The sequence below is a fragment of the Halopseudomonas salina genome (genome assembly GCF_008641105.1).
The window spans coordinates 1-20,013 of sequence record NZ_VTTI01000009.1 but is presented as its reverse complement, the minus strand read 5'-3'; the positions used below and the strand labels follow the sequence as shown (position 1 = coordinate 20,013).

16 protein-coding genes are annotated in these 20,013 nt (G+C 55.4%); 11 read left to right on the top strand and 5 right to left on the bottom strand.

The genetic code is table 11. The features are described 5' to 3' along the window. The first annotated feature begins 130 nt into the window (after nt 1–130). Nucleotides 131–1,678 carry a methyl-accepting chemotaxis protein gene (locus FZF01_RS14165; RefSeq protein WP_150278868.1) on the top strand — a complete coding sequence of 516 codons (1,548 nt, stop codon included), beginning with the start codon at nt 131–133 and terminating at the stop codon, nt 1,676–1,678. Here FZF01_RS14165 and bfr read toward each other — a convergent pair. Continuing rightward, the gene (bfr, locus tag FZF01_RS14160; RefSeq protein WP_150278867.1) at nt 1,669–2,133 is read right to left on the bottom strand and encodes a bacterioferritin; all 465 of its coding nucleotides are present in this window, start codon (nt 2,131–2,133) and stop codon (nt 1,669–1,671) included. The genes FZF01_RS14165 and bfr overlap by 10 nt on opposite strands. Before the next feature lie 548 nt (nt 2,134–2,681). On the opposite strand from bfr, the gene tssI reads away from it, so the two are divergent. Genes tssI through FZF01_RS19625 form a run of 3 tightly spaced genes read left to right on the top strand, consistent with a single transcriptional unit; the run spans nt 2,682 to nt 9,234 of the window. After that, entirely contained in the window at nt 2,682–4,802 is a 2,121-nt protein-coding gene (tssI, locus tag FZF01_RS14155) for a type VI secretion system Vgr family protein (RefSeq protein ID WP_150278866.1), read from the top strand. Then, nucleotides 4,799–8,032 carry a hypothetical protein gene (locus FZF01_RS14150; protein ID WP_150278865.1) on the top strand — a complete coding sequence of 1,078 codons (3,234 nt, stop codon included), beginning with the start codon at nt 4,799–4,801 and terminating at the stop codon, nt 8,030–8,032. The genes tssI and FZF01_RS14150 overlap by 4 nt, the downstream gene beginning before the upstream one ends. A gap of 8 nt (nt 8,033–8,040) precedes the next feature. Beyond that, nucleotides 8,041–9,234, top strand: coding sequence for a hypothetical protein (locus FZF01_RS19625; protein WP_223825532.1), 1,194 nt, complete (start codon nt 8,041–8,043; stop codon nt 9,232–9,234). A gap of 614 nt (nt 9,235–9,848) precedes the next feature. Here the strand turns inward: FZF01_RS19625 and FZF01_RS19695 are convergent. From FZF01_RS19695 to FZF01_RS14130, 3 genes are all read right to left on the bottom strand, one after another. Then, on the bottom strand, nt 9,849–9,980 hold the full coding sequence (locus tag FZF01_RS19695; protein ID WP_263363777.1) for a hypothetical protein: 132 nt from the start codon (nt 9,978–9,980) through the stop codon (nt 9,849–9,851). Between the two features lie 113 nt (nt 9,981–10,093). Next, a complete protein-coding gene (locus FZF01_RS14135; protein ID WP_150278864.1) occupies nt 10,094–11,371 on the bottom strand; it encodes a sensor histidine kinase in 1,278 nt (425 codons plus the stop codon). Beyond that, nucleotides 11,368–12,042, bottom strand: a complete 675-nt coding sequence (locus FZF01_RS14130; RefSeq protein WP_150278863.1) for a response regulator transcription factor — start codon at nt 12,040–12,042, stop codon at nt 11,368–11,370. Before FZF01_RS14130 ends, FZF01_RS14135 begins: the two co-directional genes overlap by 4 nt. Before the next feature lie 196 nt (nt 12,043–12,238). Between FZF01_RS14130 and FZF01_RS14125 the strand changes: the two genes are divergently transcribed. From FZF01_RS14125 to FZF01_RS14115, 3 genes are all read left to right on the top strand, one after another. Further along, nucleotides 12,239–12,646, top strand: a complete 408-nt coding sequence (locus tag FZF01_RS14125) for a DUF2946 domain-containing protein (protein WP_150278862.1) — start codon at nt 12,239–12,241, stop codon at nt 12,644–12,646. A gap of 123 nt (nt 12,647–12,769) precedes the next feature. Next, entirely contained in the window at nt 12,770–14,878 is a 2,109-nt protein-coding gene (locus tag FZF01_RS14120) for a TonB-dependent copper receptor (protein WP_150278861.1), read from the top strand. Between the two features lie 117 nt (nt 14,879–14,995). Then, nucleotides 14,996–15,376 carry a VOC family protein gene (locus FZF01_RS14115; protein WP_150278860.1) on the top strand — a complete coding sequence of 127 codons (381 nt, stop codon included), beginning with the start codon at nt 14,996–14,998 and terminating at the stop codon, nt 15,374–15,376. Between the two features lie 249 nt (nt 15,377–15,625). Here the strand turns inward: FZF01_RS14115 and FZF01_RS14110 are convergent, their stop codons facing one another. Beyond that, nucleotides 15,626–16,609 (bottom strand): integron integrase, encoded by a 984-nt coding sequence (locus FZF01_RS14110; RefSeq protein ID WP_150278859.1) that lies wholly within the window; start codon nt 16,607–16,609, stop codon nt 15,626–15,628. An 826-nt stretch (nt 16,610–17,435) separates the two neighbouring features. Here FZF01_RS14110 and FZF01_RS14105 point away from each other — a divergent pair. From FZF01_RS14105 to FZF01_RS14090, 4 genes are all read left to right on the top strand, one after another. Continuing rightward, on the top strand, nt 17,436–17,678 hold the full coding sequence (locus FZF01_RS14105) for a hypothetical protein (protein WP_150278858.1): 243 nt from the start codon (nt 17,436–17,438) through the stop codon (nt 17,676–17,678). A gap of 922 nt (nt 17,679–18,600) precedes the next feature. After that, the gene (locus FZF01_RS14100; protein ID WP_150278857.1) at nt 18,601–18,849 is read left to right on the top strand and encodes a DUF1272 domain-containing protein; all 249 of its coding nucleotides are present in this window, start codon (nt 18,601–18,603) and stop codon (nt 18,847–18,849) included. Nucleotides 18,850–18,928: 79 nt separating this feature from the next. Then, the gene (locus tag FZF01_RS14095; protein WP_150278856.1) at nt 18,929–19,417 is read left to right on the top strand and encodes a T6SS immunity protein Tdi1 domain-containing protein; all 489 of its coding nucleotides are present in this window, start codon (nt 18,929–18,931) and stop codon (nt 19,415–19,417) included. Nucleotides 19,418–19,514: 97 nt separating this feature from the next. Beyond that, on the top strand, nt 19,515–19,931 hold the full coding sequence (locus tag FZF01_RS14090) for a hypothetical protein (protein ID WP_150278855.1): 417 nt from the start codon (nt 19,515–19,517) through the stop codon (nt 19,929–19,931). The last annotated feature ends 82 nt before the right edge of the window (nt 19,932–20,013 follow it).

Below are 20,013 nucleotides of genomic sequence, written 5' to 3'. Positions count from 1 at the left end.
CTACCCTCAAGACCAATGCGTAATAGACCAAAGGCGCATTGGCGTACCTCGACGCCAGCCGCAAACTCAGCCTACCAGGCGTAGTGATCGTGCTTAGCCAAACAGGCGCCCTGGGTCCAGGGAGAGAGCCATGCTGCCAATATCCAATAATAAATTCTTTTGCGTTGTCATTCAGATTCTACTGGTGCTTGCAGCTGTCTTGTTTATGGGGCCCGAAACCCTCTGGTACACCCCGTTGATCGCCGCCCTGCCTTGGGTAACCCTGTTGCGCCAGCCTACAGCCCCGACTGTAGATAGCACCGACAAACTGAGCGAACTGGCAAGACGGTTATCCAAATCAACCTGCCACAACGCTATTGCCGCAGCAGAGGTATCCTACTCTGTCGACCAGCTGGCGACCCGGATCTCCTCCCAACTGGCTGCCACTACCCAGGCTGCCAGCAATGCCGGTGCCATAGCTCAACAGGTGGAAAAAGCCGCTGGCTATGCTGATGATGCAGACAGGGCAGCCGAAGTGGCCTTGACCAGCAGCGCCGCTGGCAAGCAAGCTCTGGACAACACCACAGCACTGATGCAACAACTTGCCGGTAAGGCGAGTGACAGTTTGCACATGCTTACACAGCTCAATGCACGGGCCGCCAAAATCGTTCAGGTGACCCAGGTTATCGATGGAATCGCCAGCCAGACCAACCTTTTGGCGTTGAACGCCGCAATTGAGGCTGCTCGGGCCGGCGAGATGGGTCGGGGGTTTGCTGTAGTTGCTGACGAAGTCCGGGCCCTCGCCAGTCGTACCAGCCAGTCCACTTCCGAAGTCTCCCTTATTATTGACGAAATGCACCAACAAGCCGGTCTGGTGACCGAGAGTATAAATGCTCTTGCCGAACAGATTCAGGCAGGTGTGCACCTTATCGAGGAAGCAGACTCGCAATTGGCGGGTATCAATCAACAGGGTGACGCTGTGAAACAGGCAACCAGTCTGATCGCCCACAGTAGCGTCGAGAATCAGGATCAACTGGACAGCCTATCTACCGCCGTGGAGCAGATAAGAGCTGATTTGTCTGACAGCGATGCGCAAACCCGGTCGCTGGGCAATGAAGCAAACCAGTTGGTGGCAATAGCGGAAGAGGTCAGTGAAATGCTGGCAGAGGTCGCATTGGACCCCTACCACCAGCACTGTTTCGAGGCTGCTCAGGCAGCTGCAAAGGCTATTGAGGAGCGCTTCGAAGCGGACATTCTGAGTGGTGCTATCGGCCTTGATAGTCTATTCAATACCACGCTCGACCCCATCGAGGGCACGCGACCTCAGCAATATACCAGCCACTTCGACAAGTATGCCGACAAGGTCCTCCCGGGCATTCAGGAACCACTGCTAAAGGAAAATCCTGCCCTGGTATATGCCATTGCGACTACCGTCGCCGGGTACGTCCCAACGCACAACAATGCGTTCTGTGCGCGCCCTAACGGCGATCTGAAACACGATACACAGCACTGCCGTACCAAACGGCTATTCGATGACCCCACCGGAAGGCGTTGTGGAAGTCACGAAAAAGCGCTATTGCTGCAAACCTATAAACGCGACACTGGCGAAATCATGCATGACCTGTCAGTGCCCATTCGCGTTCATGGACGACATTGGGGAGGTATAAGACTGGGTTACCGCCCCGAAGCTCAGATCTGAGACTGTAGGTAGTTCTGCAGTCCAATCAGCTTGATCAGTCGCAATTGCTGCTCCAGCCAATAGGCGTGATCTTCCTCGGTATCCTGAAGCTGGATCTCGAGCATTTCGCGAGTCGGATAATCCTTGTGCTTCTCACATAGCGCAATCGCTGCCGCCAGATTTTCGCGTACTTCGTATTCCAGCCTGAGATCGGATGCAAGCATGTCGGGCACGGTGAACCCGGGATGAATTGCATCAGGTGTCATGTCCGGCTTGCCTTCGAGGAACAAAATACGCTTGAGGATGGCGTCAGCGTGCTGAGTCTCTTCTTCCATCTCATGATTGATACGGTCGTAAAGCTTGCTATAGCCCATATCGTCATAAAGGCGCGAGTGGAGAAAATACTGATCGCGCGCACCAAGTTCGCCACGTAACAGTGAAACAAGGCAGTCGATGACTTCCTGGTTGCCTTTCATAATTGCTCTCCACCCTCAATTTCCGAATAAGCAATTGTGCCCCAGCAAACCTTCAATTGCTAATGGAAACGGCCACCACACCTGCATCTCGCCCAGTTTTCCCCGCACCCATTCCAGCCCAACCTCCTTACTCTTTTACATGCTCCCTCGCCACTCCCGCCCCCACTTCGCTACTTCCGCCATTCCTAATCATTCAAGCGAGTCCTCGTCATTCCCGCCCCTACCCCGTCATTCCCACGATTCCTCGTCATTCTTGCCCCTACCCCGTCATTCCCGCGAAGGCGGGAAACCAAGCGGAGTCCCAGACCATAACACCGCGCCCCACCAAAACCCCGTCATTCTCGCGCACGCGGGAACCCATTTTGACCTTCTCACCGCCAACAACTGCGCCACTTCTTGCGCACTCGCTAGCGCTCTACAGCGCCCAATCCAGCTGGATTTCGCGCACAACCTAACCCGTGTTTCGTTTTGCCGACCACCTCACGTTTTTCATTTTCCCGATCTGCAATAATGCGCCCGCTCCACAGCCCAAGCACAAGGAACATCGGATGTTCACCCCTGCCAACACGGCCGCATTCACACTCGATATCCACGGCATTGCCCATGACTTCAAGGTGCTGTCCTTCACCGGCACCGAAGCCATCAGCCAGTCTTACTGCTTCCAACTGGAGTTAGTGAGCGAACGCCCCGATCTGGATATTGAAGCACTGCTGCAACAGCCCGCGATTTTTAATTTCGCCGGCCAGGGAAAGGGCATCCACGGACTGATCCACCGCGTCGCCCAGGGTGATGCCGGCAAGCGGCTCACGCGTTACCACATCGACCTGGTGCCGCATCTCTTCTATCTCGGGCACCGCACCAACCAACGCATCTTTCAGCATCTGTCCGTGCCCGAAATCATCAGCCGTGTATTGAACGACCACGGCATCCAGGCTGACGCCTACCGCTTCCAGCTCAACAGCGAATACCCCCAGCGGGTCTACTGCACCCAATACGATGAAACCGACCTGCACTTCATCCAGCGCCTGTGCGAAGAAGAAGGCATCCACTATCACTTTGAACACAGCATCGATAACCACCTGCTGGTATTCGGCGATGATCAGACCGGCTTTCCCAAGCTGGACCGCCCCACGGCCTACATCCAGGACAGTGGCCTGGTCGCCGATGAGCCCGTCATCAAACGCTTTGCCATGCGCATCGAAACCCGCCCCAGCCGCATAACCCGTCGCGACTACGATTTTGAAAAGCCCCACCTGCTGATGGAAGCCGCGCACAAGGCGGAGCAACCAGCTGAAGGTGATGAGCAGCCCATACCGCTGCCCGATCTGGAAGACTACGATTACCCCGGCCGCTTCACCGAACGCGCCCGCGGTAAACAACTGGCCAAGCGCAGCCTGGAACGGCACCGCAGCGATTACCGACTCGCCGAAGGTAAAAGCGACGTACCCACACTGGTCACCGGCCATTTTCTGACCCTGTCAGAGCATCCGCGCGCCGAATGGAACGATTTATGGCTGGTGGTCGGCATTCACCACGAGGGCAAGCAGCCCCAGGTACTGGAAGAGTCCGTCACCAGCGACGTCAAAGAGTCAGATGGTTTCACGCAGGGTTACCGCAACCAGTTCACCGCGGCGCCCTGGGACGTCCAGTACCGGCCACAACTCGATCACCCCAAACCCAAAGTCCTCGGCACCCAGACCGCCGTGGTTACTGGTCCTAAGGGCGAAGAAATCCACTGCGACCAATACGGCCGCATCAAGGTGCAATTCCATTGGGACCGTGAAGGCCAGGGCAATGAACGCACCAGCTGCTGGCTGCGCGTCGCCTCCACCTGGGCCGGTAACCAGTACGGAGGCATCGCGATTCCCCGGGTCGGCATGGAAGTCCTGATCACCTTCCTGGAGGCCGACCCGGACCAGCCCCTGGTCACCGGCTACCTGTACCACAAGACACATCCGGTCCCGTACGAACTGCCCGCCAACAAGACCCGCAGCGTGTTCAAGACGCTCCGCTCACCCGGCGGTGACGGTTACAACGAGCTGCGAATCGAAGACAAGAAAGACCAGGAGCAGATCTACATCCACGCCCAGCGGGACTGGGATGAGAACATCCAGCATGACCAGAAGATCCGCGTCGGCAACGAACGCCATGATCGTGTGGAGGCCAACAGCTATACCGAGCTAATGGCCGAAGAGCACCACACCACCCACGGCGAACGCAAAACCGAGATCAAGGCGAACGACCACCTGACCGTCGGCACAAGCCAACACGTCAAACTCGGCACCGCACAGCTGCTCAGTGCAGGAGAAGAAATCCATCTCTCCAGCGGCATGAAAATCGTCCTGGATGCCGGCAGCGAGATTACCTTCAAGGTCGGCGGCAGCTTCGTAAAGCTGGATCCCAGCGGGGTCACCTTGGTTGGGCCTAGTGTCAACATCAATGCGGGTGGGAGTCCGGGTTCGGGTAGCGGGGCTTTGCCATTGCCGCCTGTGGCACCACAGCCGGCTGATACCGCCCCAACAGGCGAAGCACTTGGCAGAGCCAATGTGAATCCGATAGTCCAGCCGAATCCTAGCGAACGGGGGCCGCAGCAGTTGATCGTCGACGTGTGGGGAGATCCGGAACTCGGCAACCAGATACAGCTACTCGATCCAGAGGATGGCGCATGAGCGGATTAGTGGATGAACCGATTGAGCAAGGAACTCGCAAGCGCGCCGATTACGAGACCAGGCAGCGAGCCCGGTTGGCGCTAAACATAGAGCGCATCGACGGCAGTACCCTGCAGATTATTGTAGAAAGTGATATGCGCAGCCATGAGGAAGAGACAGAGATTCAGCAGAATACCTTTCTGGCTGTGCTGCCTATGGCAAGACTGCCAGGCCATCAAAAAGCTTCCGAGGAACCCAAAGGTGCATTACCCAGACCAGGACGCATTTATATATTCCGCCAAGGCAGACTATGGCGCGAAATGTCCTGCGATGGGCAAGGCAATCTGGCAGACGTGGATGTAGCCGATTGGCGAAAACGAGCTGCCGAGGGCAAGCCGGCTGACGATCGAGAACCTGTGGGTAAGCCCCTGTCGCTCACTTTGGTACCGATGCTGCTGCAAGGTCGTTTCGTTGGCGATCAGATCGAAATGGCATACAGCGAAATGCCCTGGACATGGGAATACCTTACCTGGTTGGAAGCCGACGCCAAGCGGGTAAACAATCGTTTCCAGAACCTGGCGTCCGCTTGGGCTGCGGCAGTAGTAGGCGAGCAAGAGTGGAAACCTACTCAAGCGATGCCGGCAGTTATAATCGCTGCGGACACAGAAGGAATGCGGGCGCGGGACTTACACGTTGAGTGTGCACTTCAAAACCCAGCTGCGTTCACTCCAACGCTAGCCGCCCTCGATCCTGATGAGTTATTGGTCCAATTACATGCATATCAGCGGGACCTCGCAGCACACATGGGTTCTGCTGCGCCAGAAGAGCTGCCAGAACTCCCCCCCGGCAACGATTTATTAGCTGAAAAAAACCTCCGCGGCTATCCGAAACTAATCGGCTTTCTGCTTGAAGACCCTTTATTTGAATTACGCCACGCAGTCGAGCAATCTCGGTTGGCCTGCGAAGCATTGCAAACCTTCAACGCCCTTGTTCCCTTCCAGCCTTTCGGCCGGTATGCCGAAGTGCTCCACCAATGGTCCATACCTGCCAACGCCCCGCTATCGAATCTCAGAGACCAAATCGATACCACTTCTCTTGAGACGTCGATGCTGCATATTCAGAGAAAATCTGCACGCGACACTATCAGGACTCAGTTGGATCGCACCTTGTTGCTGGCACAAAGGAAACTGCCATCGATATGGAACGATTGGATTTATTCAAATGACGAACGACTGTTAGAGCCCTACAGCCTGCTGATAGACATACTGGAAATGCTCAGCCGTCTTCCTGAAGACACCGATGCGCGCAGTTTCCATCCGGATGATCGGAGCCTGATCCAGCATGTGGACGGACTGGTGAAACAGCTCGCAGCTGCAACTCATCCGTTGACTCGTCAAGCATTACCCCGTGAAAGCGAGGTACTGCCCGAGCTGGCCCAACGCTTGGCACGGTTGGCTGCTACAACACAGCCAGTTAATCTACAAAGGGCGGGTATCAGCACCTTGGCAATGTTCGCCGGATTGGACAGCGAGAATTCGCCTAACTACCAGTACGCCATTCAGAACGTGGCACTAGCCGTTGACGAGTGGCTAAGCCATCTAACTCGCGCCGTACTGCTAACGCTCAGAAAACTGCGCACCAACCCAGCTGTTGTACAAATTGAAATGCCGCGCTTATTTGCTCCCACGCTGGGGTTGCTGAGTAAACTACATACCCAAGCCAGAACTATCCGCTTTATGCCTCAAGGCGAAGCGCTTGCTCAGAACATGGAAGTGCTGGGCGTGCACGGTGCCAGTGTCAGTTTTGGCCTTAAAGCCAGCGATCGAACAACGCTGACCCGTCAAAATTATATGTATAGCAATCTGCAGGGGCGGACCGGGAACGTACTGGCCACAACCAGCGGAAAATTGGCACAGGCCAATTCCTTTGCCAGTAAAGATCTTGGGCGTTTGATGGTGATTGCAGCGCCCGCAAACGACCCACTGGTTCGAGATTTAAGCTCGTGGCAAATGAGCACTGCCAATCTGGACCGCGCCGGTAGTATAGCTAGATCGCCAGCGCTCCCGCTCTTGGCTACCGTGCTGGCTGCTTACAACCTGCATGTGAATACGGTGGGTGCGTCAAATCTGCTTCAAACGGAGAAAGGAAGACTAATCGCCGGCGCCGCCTCAGCTATTGCGGACCTTTTGCTTGCGTCTAACAACGTCGCATTAAAAATCATAGAAAGTTCAACCGATCGATCCCGCTGGTACGCATTATGGGAAAAAGGACGCATAGACGCATCGCGCTTGTCGAATCAATGGGCTGCCAATCTTACTAAGCGTACGGGTAGCAGTTGGCTCAGCATATCAAGAGCCGGCTCGTTCGTGGCTATGGGTGTTACATCTGCACTCTTCATGTGGGACGCCAAGCGGGCTTTCGACCACGGCGACAAAGATGCGTCTATTGCTAACGCAATTGCGGCTTCGGGCAGTGCCATGTGGGCATTTTATACGCTGGGCGTATTGGCAAGCCCTTGGGTACTGAGCGCAGGCGTAATTCTGCTACTAGGAGGAGCGATAGCAGCAGTACTTTTAGCAGACGGAGCTATCGAACAGGCGATAAAACATGGACCGTTCGGTATTGAACGACGCCTGCCACAAATGAATGATCCTCTAATTGCATATCAGCAACTGCTCGGGGCCATAGGCGCGCCGAAAATCACGATCAAACGCCTGGACAGCTGGCTCGAAGAAGCACCCGAAGAAGATAGAGCAAAATTTCAGTCTGCTGCTCGACAAGCTCAGGGCGAACTCGAACCGCTAGACTGGGTGGTCGAGCTACGATCCGGCCTTTTAAGCCAATACCCCACCGACAAGCGGTTTATGTTGTTGGCATTCGAGTTAACTCTCAGACGCAGTCATGGGACTGGCTGGCAACGCAGAACGCCAAAAGCAGTTCATCAACTTAAACTGGACGCAGTGGTCATGGATGCCGGCCGAGTCCTTTACGTTCTCCCTTCTCAAAATCAGCCGCAAGCAAACCCATATTTCGCCAGCAAACACGCGCTCAAGGTGAGCGCTCAGTTCCGATTAGGCCATCAGAGCTGCAGAGCCGATGATCCATTCCCGGCTTATGACGACCTTGTTCTTCCTCAGCCCAGCCCCCGTGAATGGTCTGCCTTCAACTCGAACCAAGTGCCCGCAGCACACGATGTCATGGGCGATACACCCTATTGGATAATTGAACAGAGTGAATATCGTCAGCTATGAATTCATCCGTGAAAGATAATTATTTTTATGCAGCCAGTGCTTATGACTCAAGATCGGTTCCGCCGCAGCCTTCCCATAAATGGACGGAAGACGCAAAGCGATCCAATATGCGCCGCACTCAACTTCACTGGGGCAATTACGCCAATCTGCAGCCTTGGCAGATGGTTGATGTGCAACTTCAAGCTGAGGATCACACATTCGTAGAGCGAACGGGTGAGCTTGAGTTGTACTGTGATAGCCGGCGCTGGCGGTTCGAGAACTTCAATAAGCTTTTAATTCTAATCCCCGGCTTAAAGGTCGCCGCACTGTTTGCTGCTCCGTGGTTCTTTTGGATGCTTGCGATAGTCGACTTACTCCCCGATCTACTCGCTCTAGCGGTTCTTGTATCGTTTTTTATTGTCTTAATGATTGGAGTGAGCGGCTGGCTATACTGGAAAAAAAGCTTCAAGGCCTATCTTGTTCTGGTCAGTGCGGGCTTAGGCGTGGCCGCCCTTGCTGCCCTTTACAGGTTAATGGCCTATAGCGACATTGGAGCCATTTGGATGTGCGTTTGGATGGCCCTCTCCGTCTTCATGGGCGTAGTCGGCTTCGACTTTCTTCTTGATCTATATCTGCGGCTATTCAAATATGACGGCAGCGAATTCAACCGTCATACCGGTATGGTGACTATCGCTCGCCGGTTTCGTAAGCCGTTCGTGGCGCCATTCTATGAATTCGATGCGACCATGGAACTTAGACCCGGCCCACACGGCAGTGGCGGCATGGCCTTGTGGCTACACCACCGTTACGCCGATTGTGAGATATTTCTGGGAGGGAAGCTTCACCCGTTGGGTTTGACGCCAGAAGAGGCCATGGCCTGCTGGGACACTTTGCAGCGCTACATGGACATAAGCCAACCTCTACCAGACATGCCTGTCCTGGAGCAGTTTCGTCACCAGGATCCGATAACCGCCGCTTATGACATCCAGAGCAAGCGGGACCCACGGAGCTGGCGGAATATGTCGTACTCATTCTGGGAAGCTCGCGAGCGCCACGTGTCGATGAAGCGCAACCTAGATTATCCTTGGCAACAGCATCCCTGCATCCTCCAAGCCAGAATCGACCCCAATCTGAGCATTGAGACCTACTACCGGCAACAGGAGGCCAAGGGCATCCACGCCAACCCTAAAGCCAATGACTTCGATAATATCCATCGTCCTTGAGCAGGACTTCGCGTGGCCTGAAACCGCCAATGGCTCCCCGCCTTCGCGAGGATGACGTTTCGGGCGGGTGCGGGCCATCAAAAAAACAGATCCGTTCTGTTTTTCCCTAACTGATGGGCCTATGTGCTATCGCTGATGCCGCTGTCATAGCCTGGAACCAAAACGCCCTCTGGGGCTTCCGGTCAGAACAGACCGCCTTTTGGCTCGGCATGATCCTGTTTGCGATCGCGCTATTCGGCGCGGACGCTCTACTCTGGATATATGCCCGCTTTTACACCCACGATGGCAGCGGTTTTAACCGGCGCGAGGGTACGTTGACTGCCGCGCATGACAAAGCCAGCAAACGACCGGAGCGGCGTTGGCGTGACACGGATGTGAAGGGTTGGCGCCGCAATGAGGCTCGGGCGTTGAGGGAAAAATTGGCGGCATACCCATGGCAGCAGCAGCCTTGTATCTTGAAAGCACGAATCGACCCTAATCTAAGCGTCGAGGCGTATTATCGGCAGCAGGAGGCCGATGGCATTCATGCAACCCCCAAGGGGGATGACTTTGACAACGTTCACAGGCCTTGAGCTAGTAGCACAAGCCTGCAAGAGATACGGAACCTTGCAGGATCAGTGATCGGTAGAAGTCATCGGGCGATTCTTTGCCTTGTCTGACGCATCGTAGCGTTTGCAGACAGCGCCACGACGCAACCAGCGGCAACGGATACGCATCTTGGATGGGTGCTCGGCGTTGGTGTTCACAGGGCACCTCCAATGGAGCGGCTGGTAACAAGTTTCAGAGTCTGGCTTGGCATGGTCGATCTCCTGATTGGTGGGGTTTGATCCCCTTGAGGGAGACAATGCCAAAGCGCACGTTAACGTGGGGTTAACGTGTTCAAGACAATTTCAACTTTTCTTCCCGCCGTTCCCGGCACGTTGGTATAACCCCAGCCAAGCTTCTCGGTAAAACGCTCAGTGAGCTTCAGGCCGAGCCCAAAGCCGGTCTCACTGCAGGCCTCTTCGCCCTCACTCAAGCTGTTGACGATTTCAACGTGACCACCACGCTGGGTAATGGTTACCCGGCCGCTGCGGGTGTGCTGGAAGGCGTTACGAATAAGGTTGCCTAGTACGATGCGCGTTGGCGCCTCTGGCAAATTGAGCTCGGCTGGCTCCAGATTCAGATCCAGTTCGACGGGGTGGCCTTGCAACAGATAACGCAGGCCATCGACCAGCTCCCCGATGATTTCGTCTACCCGCAGCATGACAGAGGGATGGGTCGAGCTGTCATCACGACCCAGCCACAGCAGCGTTTCTGTCACATCCTTCATGGTCAGACTGGCGCGATCAATGCGATTGATGATCTCCGTTTCCCGCGGATCAGGCGGTGCCTGGGTGGAGCTCTGGATCCTGCGCAGCAGTTCGAGATTGGCACGCACTACGCTGATAGGCGTACGCAACTCGTGACTGGTATGGCTGAGGAACAGCTGCTCGCGCTCGAGCCCTTGATGGGCCGACGTGAGACTGGTCCGTACAAGCTCGGCAAACTGATTCAGTTCAGGATAAACAAAATCCGGCACCGGCTCGCTCAGATTGCGCTCACTCAAAGCCGCGGCCCAATTGCCTAATGCTGTGATCGGCCTCGACACTCTGCGCCACAACAGGCCAACGGCCAGACCGATCATTAATGCGATGCCCAGGCCGATCAGTGTCAGGTTGATCAGCCGGTTCTGAGCCGGGGAGATGACCTGCCCTGCCCCATTGGGCAGAGGCGCCAGTTGCTGGGTAACAAAGCGATCTCCGGCGGGGGTTTCCTGCCGCACTGCGAAGTACAGCCTGGCCGTTGGTTCGCCCTCGTTGGCATACACTTTGTACAGCACGCCCGACTGCTGCGGCGGCTGATCAAATGAGTCACGAATGATTGCCGGTTGTTGCTCCCAGGTACGGGTAACGATGTACTCCTCCCGGGGTGCCGGGATTCCCAGCTCGAATGCCACGGTTTGCATGCCTGCGCGGCCCAACTGACCGGCAACAATGTTGTCCATGCCGCTCATGTAGGAGTGGGCGGACAGCAGCGTATAGCCGGTAACAAGCCCAATACCCAGGGTAAGAATGGTCAGCAGAGCCAACCATTTAAGGCCCAACAGACGCATCATAGCGTCGCCTCCCGGATCGCGAAGCCAAAGCCCGGCACTGTATGCAACAGATGCTGCTCAAAGTCGCCATCGATGGCGCGCCTGAGGTGGTGCATATGCACCTTGAGGGAATTACTGTCGGGCACGTCTTCCCCCCAGATAGCCTGCTCAAGTTTTTGCCTGGGCACGGCAGCGGGTGATGCACGCAGCAGATGCTCGAGCAATTTCCAGCCCGTGGGCGATATCTTCAGAGCCGTACCGCCCCGAGTCGCTTCATGGGCGGTCAAGTCGATACGCAGATCGGCGCATTGCAGGACCTTTGCCTGGCCGCTGCGCCGGCGCGTCAATGCCACCACGCGCACCACCAGCTCCTGCAATTCGAAGGGCTTGACCAGGAAGTCGTCCGTGCCCGCCTGAAAGCCGGCGAGCTTGTCATTCAATTGATCGCGAGCCGTCAGCATCAGAATAGGCACGTCATTACCGTCGGCGCGCAACCGCTCACACACGCTGATGCCGTCCAGGCGGGGCAGGTTCAGATCCAGCAGCATGGCGTCATAGTCGTGGTCCTGGCTGAGCTGCAGGGCCATCACACCATTGTCAGCGTGGTCGCAGCGGATACCTTCGAGCTCCAGATATTGAATCACGGTCGCGGCCAGGTCTCGATCGTCTTCCACCAGCAGAATGTCCAGCATGTTTTCAGGGTCTCGTCAGGGTGCGCTGGCTGCGCCAGCGTGAAAGCGGGTCAGCATCGCGCCAGGAAAGGTGAATATCAAGCCCAGGAGTGTCGATACCGCAGGGTTAAGACCTGGTTAAATGCCGGCACTGCATCACGGGCCTGCGACGTTCAGGCATATGGTGTGCGCACAAGCAGGCTGCTAGTATCAGCCGATGAAACTCGCCCGCAATCAACGCTTCTCAGTCGCCATGATGCTATATGTCTGCACGCTTTTCAGCGTGTTGACATTCGGCTTCCATTCGGGACAGATGAGTGGGCAGGCGCCAGACAGCGTTGATCTGGTGTTTTGCGGGTCAGGCGATCCGATACCCCATTCCATGCTGGACGAGGAGCTGACGCACCACTCATCCAGTGATATGCAGTTAACCTGCCCGCTATGCGCCCTGGGGCATGGCAGCGCCCTGACCTCCCTGGAATGGGGGGTAGAATTCCCGCCAGCTTATCGCGGCCTAATAGGCGCAATCCGTCACAACGACAGGCCCGCGCCCCGCTTCACCTGGCCAGCACTCAATCCCCGTGCACCACCCGTCGCCCTCCGCGCGACGGTCCTGTTCAGCTAGTCTCCAGCCCGATTTAACTGCAGCCAGTGCTGGCTGGGCTGCGCCGTTGCGTCCACACCCCCAAACGCCTTTTTCTGTCTCTTGCCCGCTTTTGTGCGCGGGTAATAATTGTGGATTACAACGATGCAAAACCCTTACGCCCTTTCTGGAAAAAACACGCTGCGCTGTCAGATCGCCTTTGCCATCATGTTGAGCGGTGCCACCGCAGCCCAGGCCGCATCAGACCCCTCGAACGAAAAAACGGTCGAGCCACTTCTTCTTTCACCTACCGTCGTTACCGCCGTACAACAGAGCTCTCCCCTGATCATCATCGCCGACCCCAAGGATGCCAGACAGCCCATACCCGCCAGCGATGCTGGTGACTACCTGAAAACCATCCCCGGGTTCTCTGCGATTCGTAGCGGCGGCACCAATGGGGATCCGGTCTTGCGCGGCATGTTCGGTTCACGATTGAATCTGCTGGTCAACGACGGACAGATGCTGGGCGCATGCCCCAATCGCATGGATGCGCCTAGCTCTTATATAGCGCCAGAAACCTTTGACCTGCTGACCGTTATCAAAGGCCCGCAGACCGTCCTCTGGGGCCCTGGCGCCTCCGCCGGCACCGTCCGTTTCGAGCGGCAGCCCGAGCAATTCGAGGAGCCCGATAGCAGACTGCACGCCAGCGTGCTGGGCGGGTCCCACGGGCGTTTCGACAAACTGGTAGACGGCGCCGTAGGCAATGCAGATGGATATATCCGGTTCGCCGGGAACGACGCACGCTCCGACGATTACAGCGACGGCAATGGTGACACCGTGCCCTCGCGCTACAGCAAATGGAATACCGACCTTGCCATTGGCTGGACGCCGGATGACGACACGCTACTGGAGCTCAGTGCAGGCAGGGGCGATGGCGAAGCGCGGTACGCCGGGCGGGGTATGGACGGCACGCAGTTCGCCCGCGAAAGCCTGGGCCTGCTATTCGAGAAAAGCGCGCTTGGCGTCATCGACAAACTCGAGGCACGGGTCTATTACAACTACGCCGATCACATCATGGACAATTTTCGCCTGCGCCAACCTGACCCCACCAGCATGATGCCGATGCCCATGGCCTCACAGGTGGATCGTCGTACAGTGGGCGGGCGCATTGCGGCCACCCTGAACTGGACCGACCTGGAATGGGTGTCCGGCGTAGACGCCCTGCGTAGCGAGCACCGCAAGCGGGCCTCAAGTTACAACATGATGAGCGACACCTTCACCGATGCTGATCAATTCGCCTGGGACAAAGACGCGGTCATGCGCAACTATGGTCTCTTCAGCGAGCTGACCTGGCATCGTAGCGACCTCGATCGCGTCATCACCGGTGCGCGGCTGGATCGGGCCTCCACCAAAGACTTTCGTGACAGCATTACCAGCATGGGTATGAGCCGTGCGAACCCCACCGCGGGCCAAACTCGCAGCGACACCCTGCCCAGCGGTTTTGCACGGTACGAGCATGATATGGCCGAATCCCCGACCACCTTCTATGCCGGCATCGGTCACGTGCAACGCTTCCCTGACTACTGGGAACTCTTCTCCCCAAGCATCGCGCCCGCGGGTGATCTCAACGCTTTTGACGGCATTCGTCCCGAAAAAACCACTCAACTCGATATTGGCGCCCAATACAACGGCCCGAGACTGCAGACCTGGGTATCCGGGTACGTAGGCCAGGTGCGTGACTACATACAGCTCAGCTATGGCACCAACATGATGGGCATGCGGACCAGTCAGGCGGATAACGTGGATGCGCGCATTCTTGGCGGCGAACTCGGAATGCGTTACGAGCTTGATGCCAACTGGACCGGCGACGCAACACTCGCCTATGCCTGGGGCAAGAACAGCAGCTCCGGCCAGCCTCTGCCACAGATGCCCCCGCTGGAAACCCGTCTGGGCCTGAATTACCAACAGGCAAACTGGAGCGCCGGCGCCTTGTGGCGGGTTGTCGCTGAGCAGAACAGAATCGACGAAGGCAAGGGGAATGTGGTGGGCCAGGATGTGTCCGATAGTTCCGGCTTTGGCATATTCTCCATCAACGGCGCCTACCGCCTGAGCGAAAACGCCAAGCTTAGCGTCGGGGTCGACAACCTGTTCGACAAGGCCTATGCCGAACATCTCAACCTCGCCGGCAATTCAGCCTTTGGCTACCCTGCAGACCCCGTTGCAATCAATGAACCGGGGCGCACGCTGTGGGCCAAGATGGATTTTGATTTCTGATATGGCGAAGAAGCGCCGTCTCCGGTCGTTACGATTTCCAGTTGACCGCGGCGGCGTTTCACTGAACTCTAGCCAGGCTCAAAAGCACAACAATATCTGCAACCCAAAGGAAACATCATGTTCAGTCACGTCATGCTCGGCGCCAACGACATCCAGGAATCAAAAGCCTTCTACGATGCCGTACTCGGCGTTATCGGCTGCAAACCCGGCGTCATCGACGACAAGGGTCGTTGCTTCTATTTCACCAAGACCGGCACCTTCGCACTTACCAAACCAATCGACGGTGAGCCCGCTTCCCACGGCAACGGCACCACCATCGGTTTTGCCATGGAAAATCCCGAACAGGCAGACGCCTGGCACGCCGCTGGTGTCGCCAACGGTGGCACTACCTGTGAAGATCCACCGGGTGTACGTGAAGGCGGCGGCATGAAGATGTATCTCGCCTACCTGCGTGACCCGTCCGGCAACAAGATCTGCGCCCTGCACCGCATGGGTTAAAGCCCAACATATCGCTGCAACCTTTCCAGGGCCACCCTCCCCGGCCCTGGGGTTACCACAGCGTTTTCCGCACTTGGCAACAAACACCAAGTGCGGCACTATCAGTCCCGAGCAAGGACGATACTCAGCCCCTACCCCGCAGGCACCGGACGCCAAGCATCTTCCCTTGCACCCTGATTCACACCGGCTACACCCTGCGTATAAATTGGCGCACAGGTGGGGCGGTAGCGTGCCAAAAAACAAAACTGCTTACCCATCCAGTGGGCTCGTGACACCGCGGGAGTGGGCACCGACCACATGGGTATAGATCATCGTGGTATTCACGTCCGTGTGTCCCAGTAGCTCCTGAATACTGCGAATGTCGGTTCCGGCTTTCAATAAGTTCGTCGCAAAGCTATGGCGAAAAGTATGACAACTGGCTTTTTTGTGGATTGCCAGACCGGCCAGTGCAGCAGCTACGGAACGACGGACCTGTTGCTCACCCACATGGTGACGTCGCATCACCTGGCTCCGCGGGTCCATAGCCCTATTTGGTGCCGGAAAAACATATTGCCACTGAGCGCTGGTGGGCGCCTTCGGATACTTCTTGGCAAGCGCGCCCGGCAAATAGACAGCGCCAAAACCCTCATCCAGGTCACGCTTATGCAACGCCAAAGCGAGGCCTATTTGAGTGCGCAAGGGTTCTACAAGTGCACGGGGTAAAAGCGTACGTCGCCACTTCTCACCCTTGGACTCACGCACAAAAAGACATTGCTCGGCAAAATCCACATCCTGAACCCGCAACCGAACGGCTTCCATGACCCGCAGACCCGAGCCATACATGAGACCAGCCACCAGCTGGTGGCCACCGTTCATGCTATCGATCACCTGCATTGCTTCTTCGTGGGAGAACACCACAGGCAAACGCCGCCCCTTGCTGGTCTTGCTGAACTGCAGATCACCCAGGTCGCGCCCAAGAAACTGCCTGTATAAATAGACCACCGCATTGAGCGCGGTTTTTTGAGTATTGATCGCAACCTGCCGTTCATTGGCCAAATAACTCAACCAGGCGTCAACCTCCTCCCCACCCATCTGCTCCGGATGACGCCGATGATGGAAACGAATGAAATCAAGCACCCACAGGCAATAGGTTTTTTCGGTACGGTAAGCGAGATGCTTGGCGCGCATATGGGCCTTGAAGCGATCCATAAAACGCTCGGGCCGCGCCGGAAGCGGAACAGGTATGTCATCCATCAGAAGCCTCCTTGCTGTATATACAACCAGTTTTTGTCAGATAGCAAGGCAACACAAGCGGGAAACGTGATCGTTGTGACCCATATCTCAGAACGACGGCAGAAAAAGCAATTTTGGCTTGATATTCAATAACCTGGAAAGCCTGAACCTTTTGACATATGAGTCACGATGATCGTTTTGTCGGTGAGACAGAATGCTAAAGGACTGGCATGCGGCCGGAAAATGTGGGGCTTACAGCTGATTTTGAGCTAAATTCCAGAAAGACAAAACGATCACCGACATATCAGTCGGTGAAACCACTATATAAATGTTATGTGCTTCAGGTGTCGCCGATATGAATAGCGCATGGACAACAAGTCGGGGTGATAATTGGTGGTACGAAGGAGCTTCCATTCGCGCATCTGCCGGTGCATCAGCGAACATCGTTTCAATAGGGGATGTCGCAGCTACTAAAGACCATTTCACAGAGGCCGACCTTCACCAGTTCCTCTGTGATTCAGTAGAGCGCTTTTCTGGCTCAAGCTTGATGGTCAACCTAAACTCTCCCGACGTTGAGTTGGCGCTACGTTCCTTGAAGGCTAGGGGTCTCATCTCCTATGAGATAGTGGCGTCCACTTACTCAAAGGACGCGAAGCTTCTGTCCGTAGCGCCTATCCTTGAGCAAGTTAAAGACGCGGTTAAGGCACCAGCCGAAAAAAAGTGGTTCTTTTGGTAGTTGCACATAACAAGTCGCTCTTGTCGGACAATTTCTCCACCGCTTCGCGGCTACAAAATTGCCGCAAAGCTCTGCGTTATGTGTACAGAAATTCCAGCTTGGAGATCGGTAATGGAAGATGATTTTGAACTCGAGATGAGCCCCCTCTGCCAGAAACTGACCGCTGATGGCAAAACCGTCGAAGTGGAAATTTACCGTGGCGACAAAGGTGGCTGGCTTTTAGAAGTGGTGGATGAGTTTGGAACTTCCACGGTATGGGACGACGAATTCGATACAGATCGCGCAGCCTTGGAAGAAGTACAGGCCACCATCAGGGATGAAGGTATTGATGCTTTGATCGGCATTGACTCATAGGCCTCGGTGAAACAGACACATAACCAGTCACTGCACGGGACCACTTCTCCGCCGCTCCGCGGCTACAAACTGGCCCGTGAGTTCGGGCGTTATGCGGATAAAAGGAGCTTTCATGCGATCTGAGCGTCTATTCAGAATTTCTCGTTGGACCGCGGCTATCGGGTTCGTAGTATTTTTCGTGGTCACTACGTTACAAATGCCAGTTGCGTCACCGCTGCTGTTGATATTGCTCGCATTCTTAATCGCCTCATTTGCTTATATGGTTTTCTTTAAATGCAACGGATGTGGCGGCAGCTTCAGCACTGGGAAAGGTCTCATCGCCTTAACGTGGCCCTACACTGAAAAATGTCGAAAGTGTGGGCGTCCACTAGGTGGAGGTCATGGTGAAAGCGCATAACCAGCGGCAGCACGGTGACCGCTTCTCCGCCGCTCCGCGGCTACAAATCGGCACGTGTGCCGGGCGTTAAGTTTACGAATTATGAACCGAGCGTTGATACAGAGAGGACTGGGTGTAGCTCTAATCTTGAGCGGTCTTGTGCTGCTTGTATTGAAGGTGCTCAGTATCCCTGAAGCAAGGCAAGGCTGGGACTCTTGGGCAGCGCCGGATAGCGGCATAGCTCTATTTATTGGTGCTTTGGCTTTTGAGTCAGTGTTATTGGCTGGACGGTTTGCTCTGGGTTACTGCATTTATTCAAACAAGCACCTTGGTCCTTGGCTGTTTTACGCTTTAGCCGTGCTGGTGGCAATAAGTGGTGTCACGGGCATTATGCTAGCTGCTGCATGTATAGCTATTCGTTTATCTTCGAGTCCGGGCCATGCAGTCAAAACTTAACAATTCGCTTTTGTCGGACAATTTCTCCACCGCTGCGCGGCTACAAAATTGCCGCAAAGCTCCGCGTTATGAATCAGCACGGAGAGCGCGATGCTTGAGCTAAGGCCAAACTGTGAGTGCTGCGATAAGAACTTGCCGCCAGAATCCACCGAGGCAGTGATCTGTACCTTCGAGTGCACCTTTTGCGCTTCTTGCGCCTCAGAGGTCTTGAGCTACCAGTGCCCAAATTGTGGCGGAAATTTCGTACCTAGGCCCATCCGCCCTGCTCAGCTCCTAGCCAAATATCCGGCTTCTACGAAGCGTGTCTATAAGGTCGGAGGCTGTGTTGCCAATTCATAACCAGTCACTGCATGGGACCGGCTCTCCGCCGCTTCGCGGCTACAAGCCGGCCCATGAGTTCACACGTTAGGGCTTCCAAATGACAGAATTTCGTCCATTAATGACTGAGGCGGCCGAATACAACACTGAAGCACTTCTCGCTGAGTGGCAGTGGCTCGTCCCTTCCGTTGATACACCGCTTTTCATTTCCGTGTTCGGTGATTGGGTTTTTGGCAACCCAGATGGTAGTTTGTGGCTGCTCTCTGTACTTGAGGGTGACTACATTCAGTTAGCCAGAAATGCCCAGGAGTACAACACATTCAATAAGTCAGCCGAATGGTTAGAGCAGAATTTTATTGCCGGTTGGCAGCCCATTGCCGCTGGGCATGGCATGTCGCCAAGTAGAAATGAGTGTCTAGGCTGGAAGGTACATCCTTTGCTTGGCGGAAATTTTGAGGTTGCCAACCTCCAGATTTTTAGCATGGTTGTCTACCAGGCTCTAATGGGTCAACTACATCGCCAGCATCAGCATCAGCAACAGCAACAGCAAATCCCCTCAAGGAAAAAACCGTGGTACAAGCTGTGGTGAAAGCTGACCCTAACAAGTCACCGCACGGGACCAGTTCTCCGCCGCTCCGCGGCTCCATACTGGCCCGTGGGTTTGGGCGTTAGCAGTAGACGAATTTATGAACCTGAGAGTATTGGTTTACCCCTTTAGTTTTATCGCTTTTGCTCCTGCCGTGCTCCTGTTTAATGCTGGTGTGGTTTTGATCGTCCCAGCAACGATACTGGATTTGACGAAGGGTAATTTTGAGATGCTGCAATATTTTGCTCTTTTAATCGGGGGCGGTGCTGGCCTTACATCAGCGGCGCTATTAACCTTTGATATTGCTGGTAGGCCTATCATAGATTCTTACTTTTGGCTGAAAAGGCTCGGATTGATGATCGGTTTTTTCGCGGAGCTGGTGGTTATCGCTCTTATTGAACCGCAAAGGGAGGCACTTCTGTATTACTGGTTACCTCAGATCGTAGGCGCAGTGGTTCTATTCGGACTTTCGTTTGGCATCACTGCTAACCAAGCATTGCAGCGGACAAGCCGCTGAATGCGGCGTTATAGGTAATCAGATGGATCAGGCTCAGGAGGCAATAATCTCAATGATTAGAGAGGCCGTTAGATCTAATCGC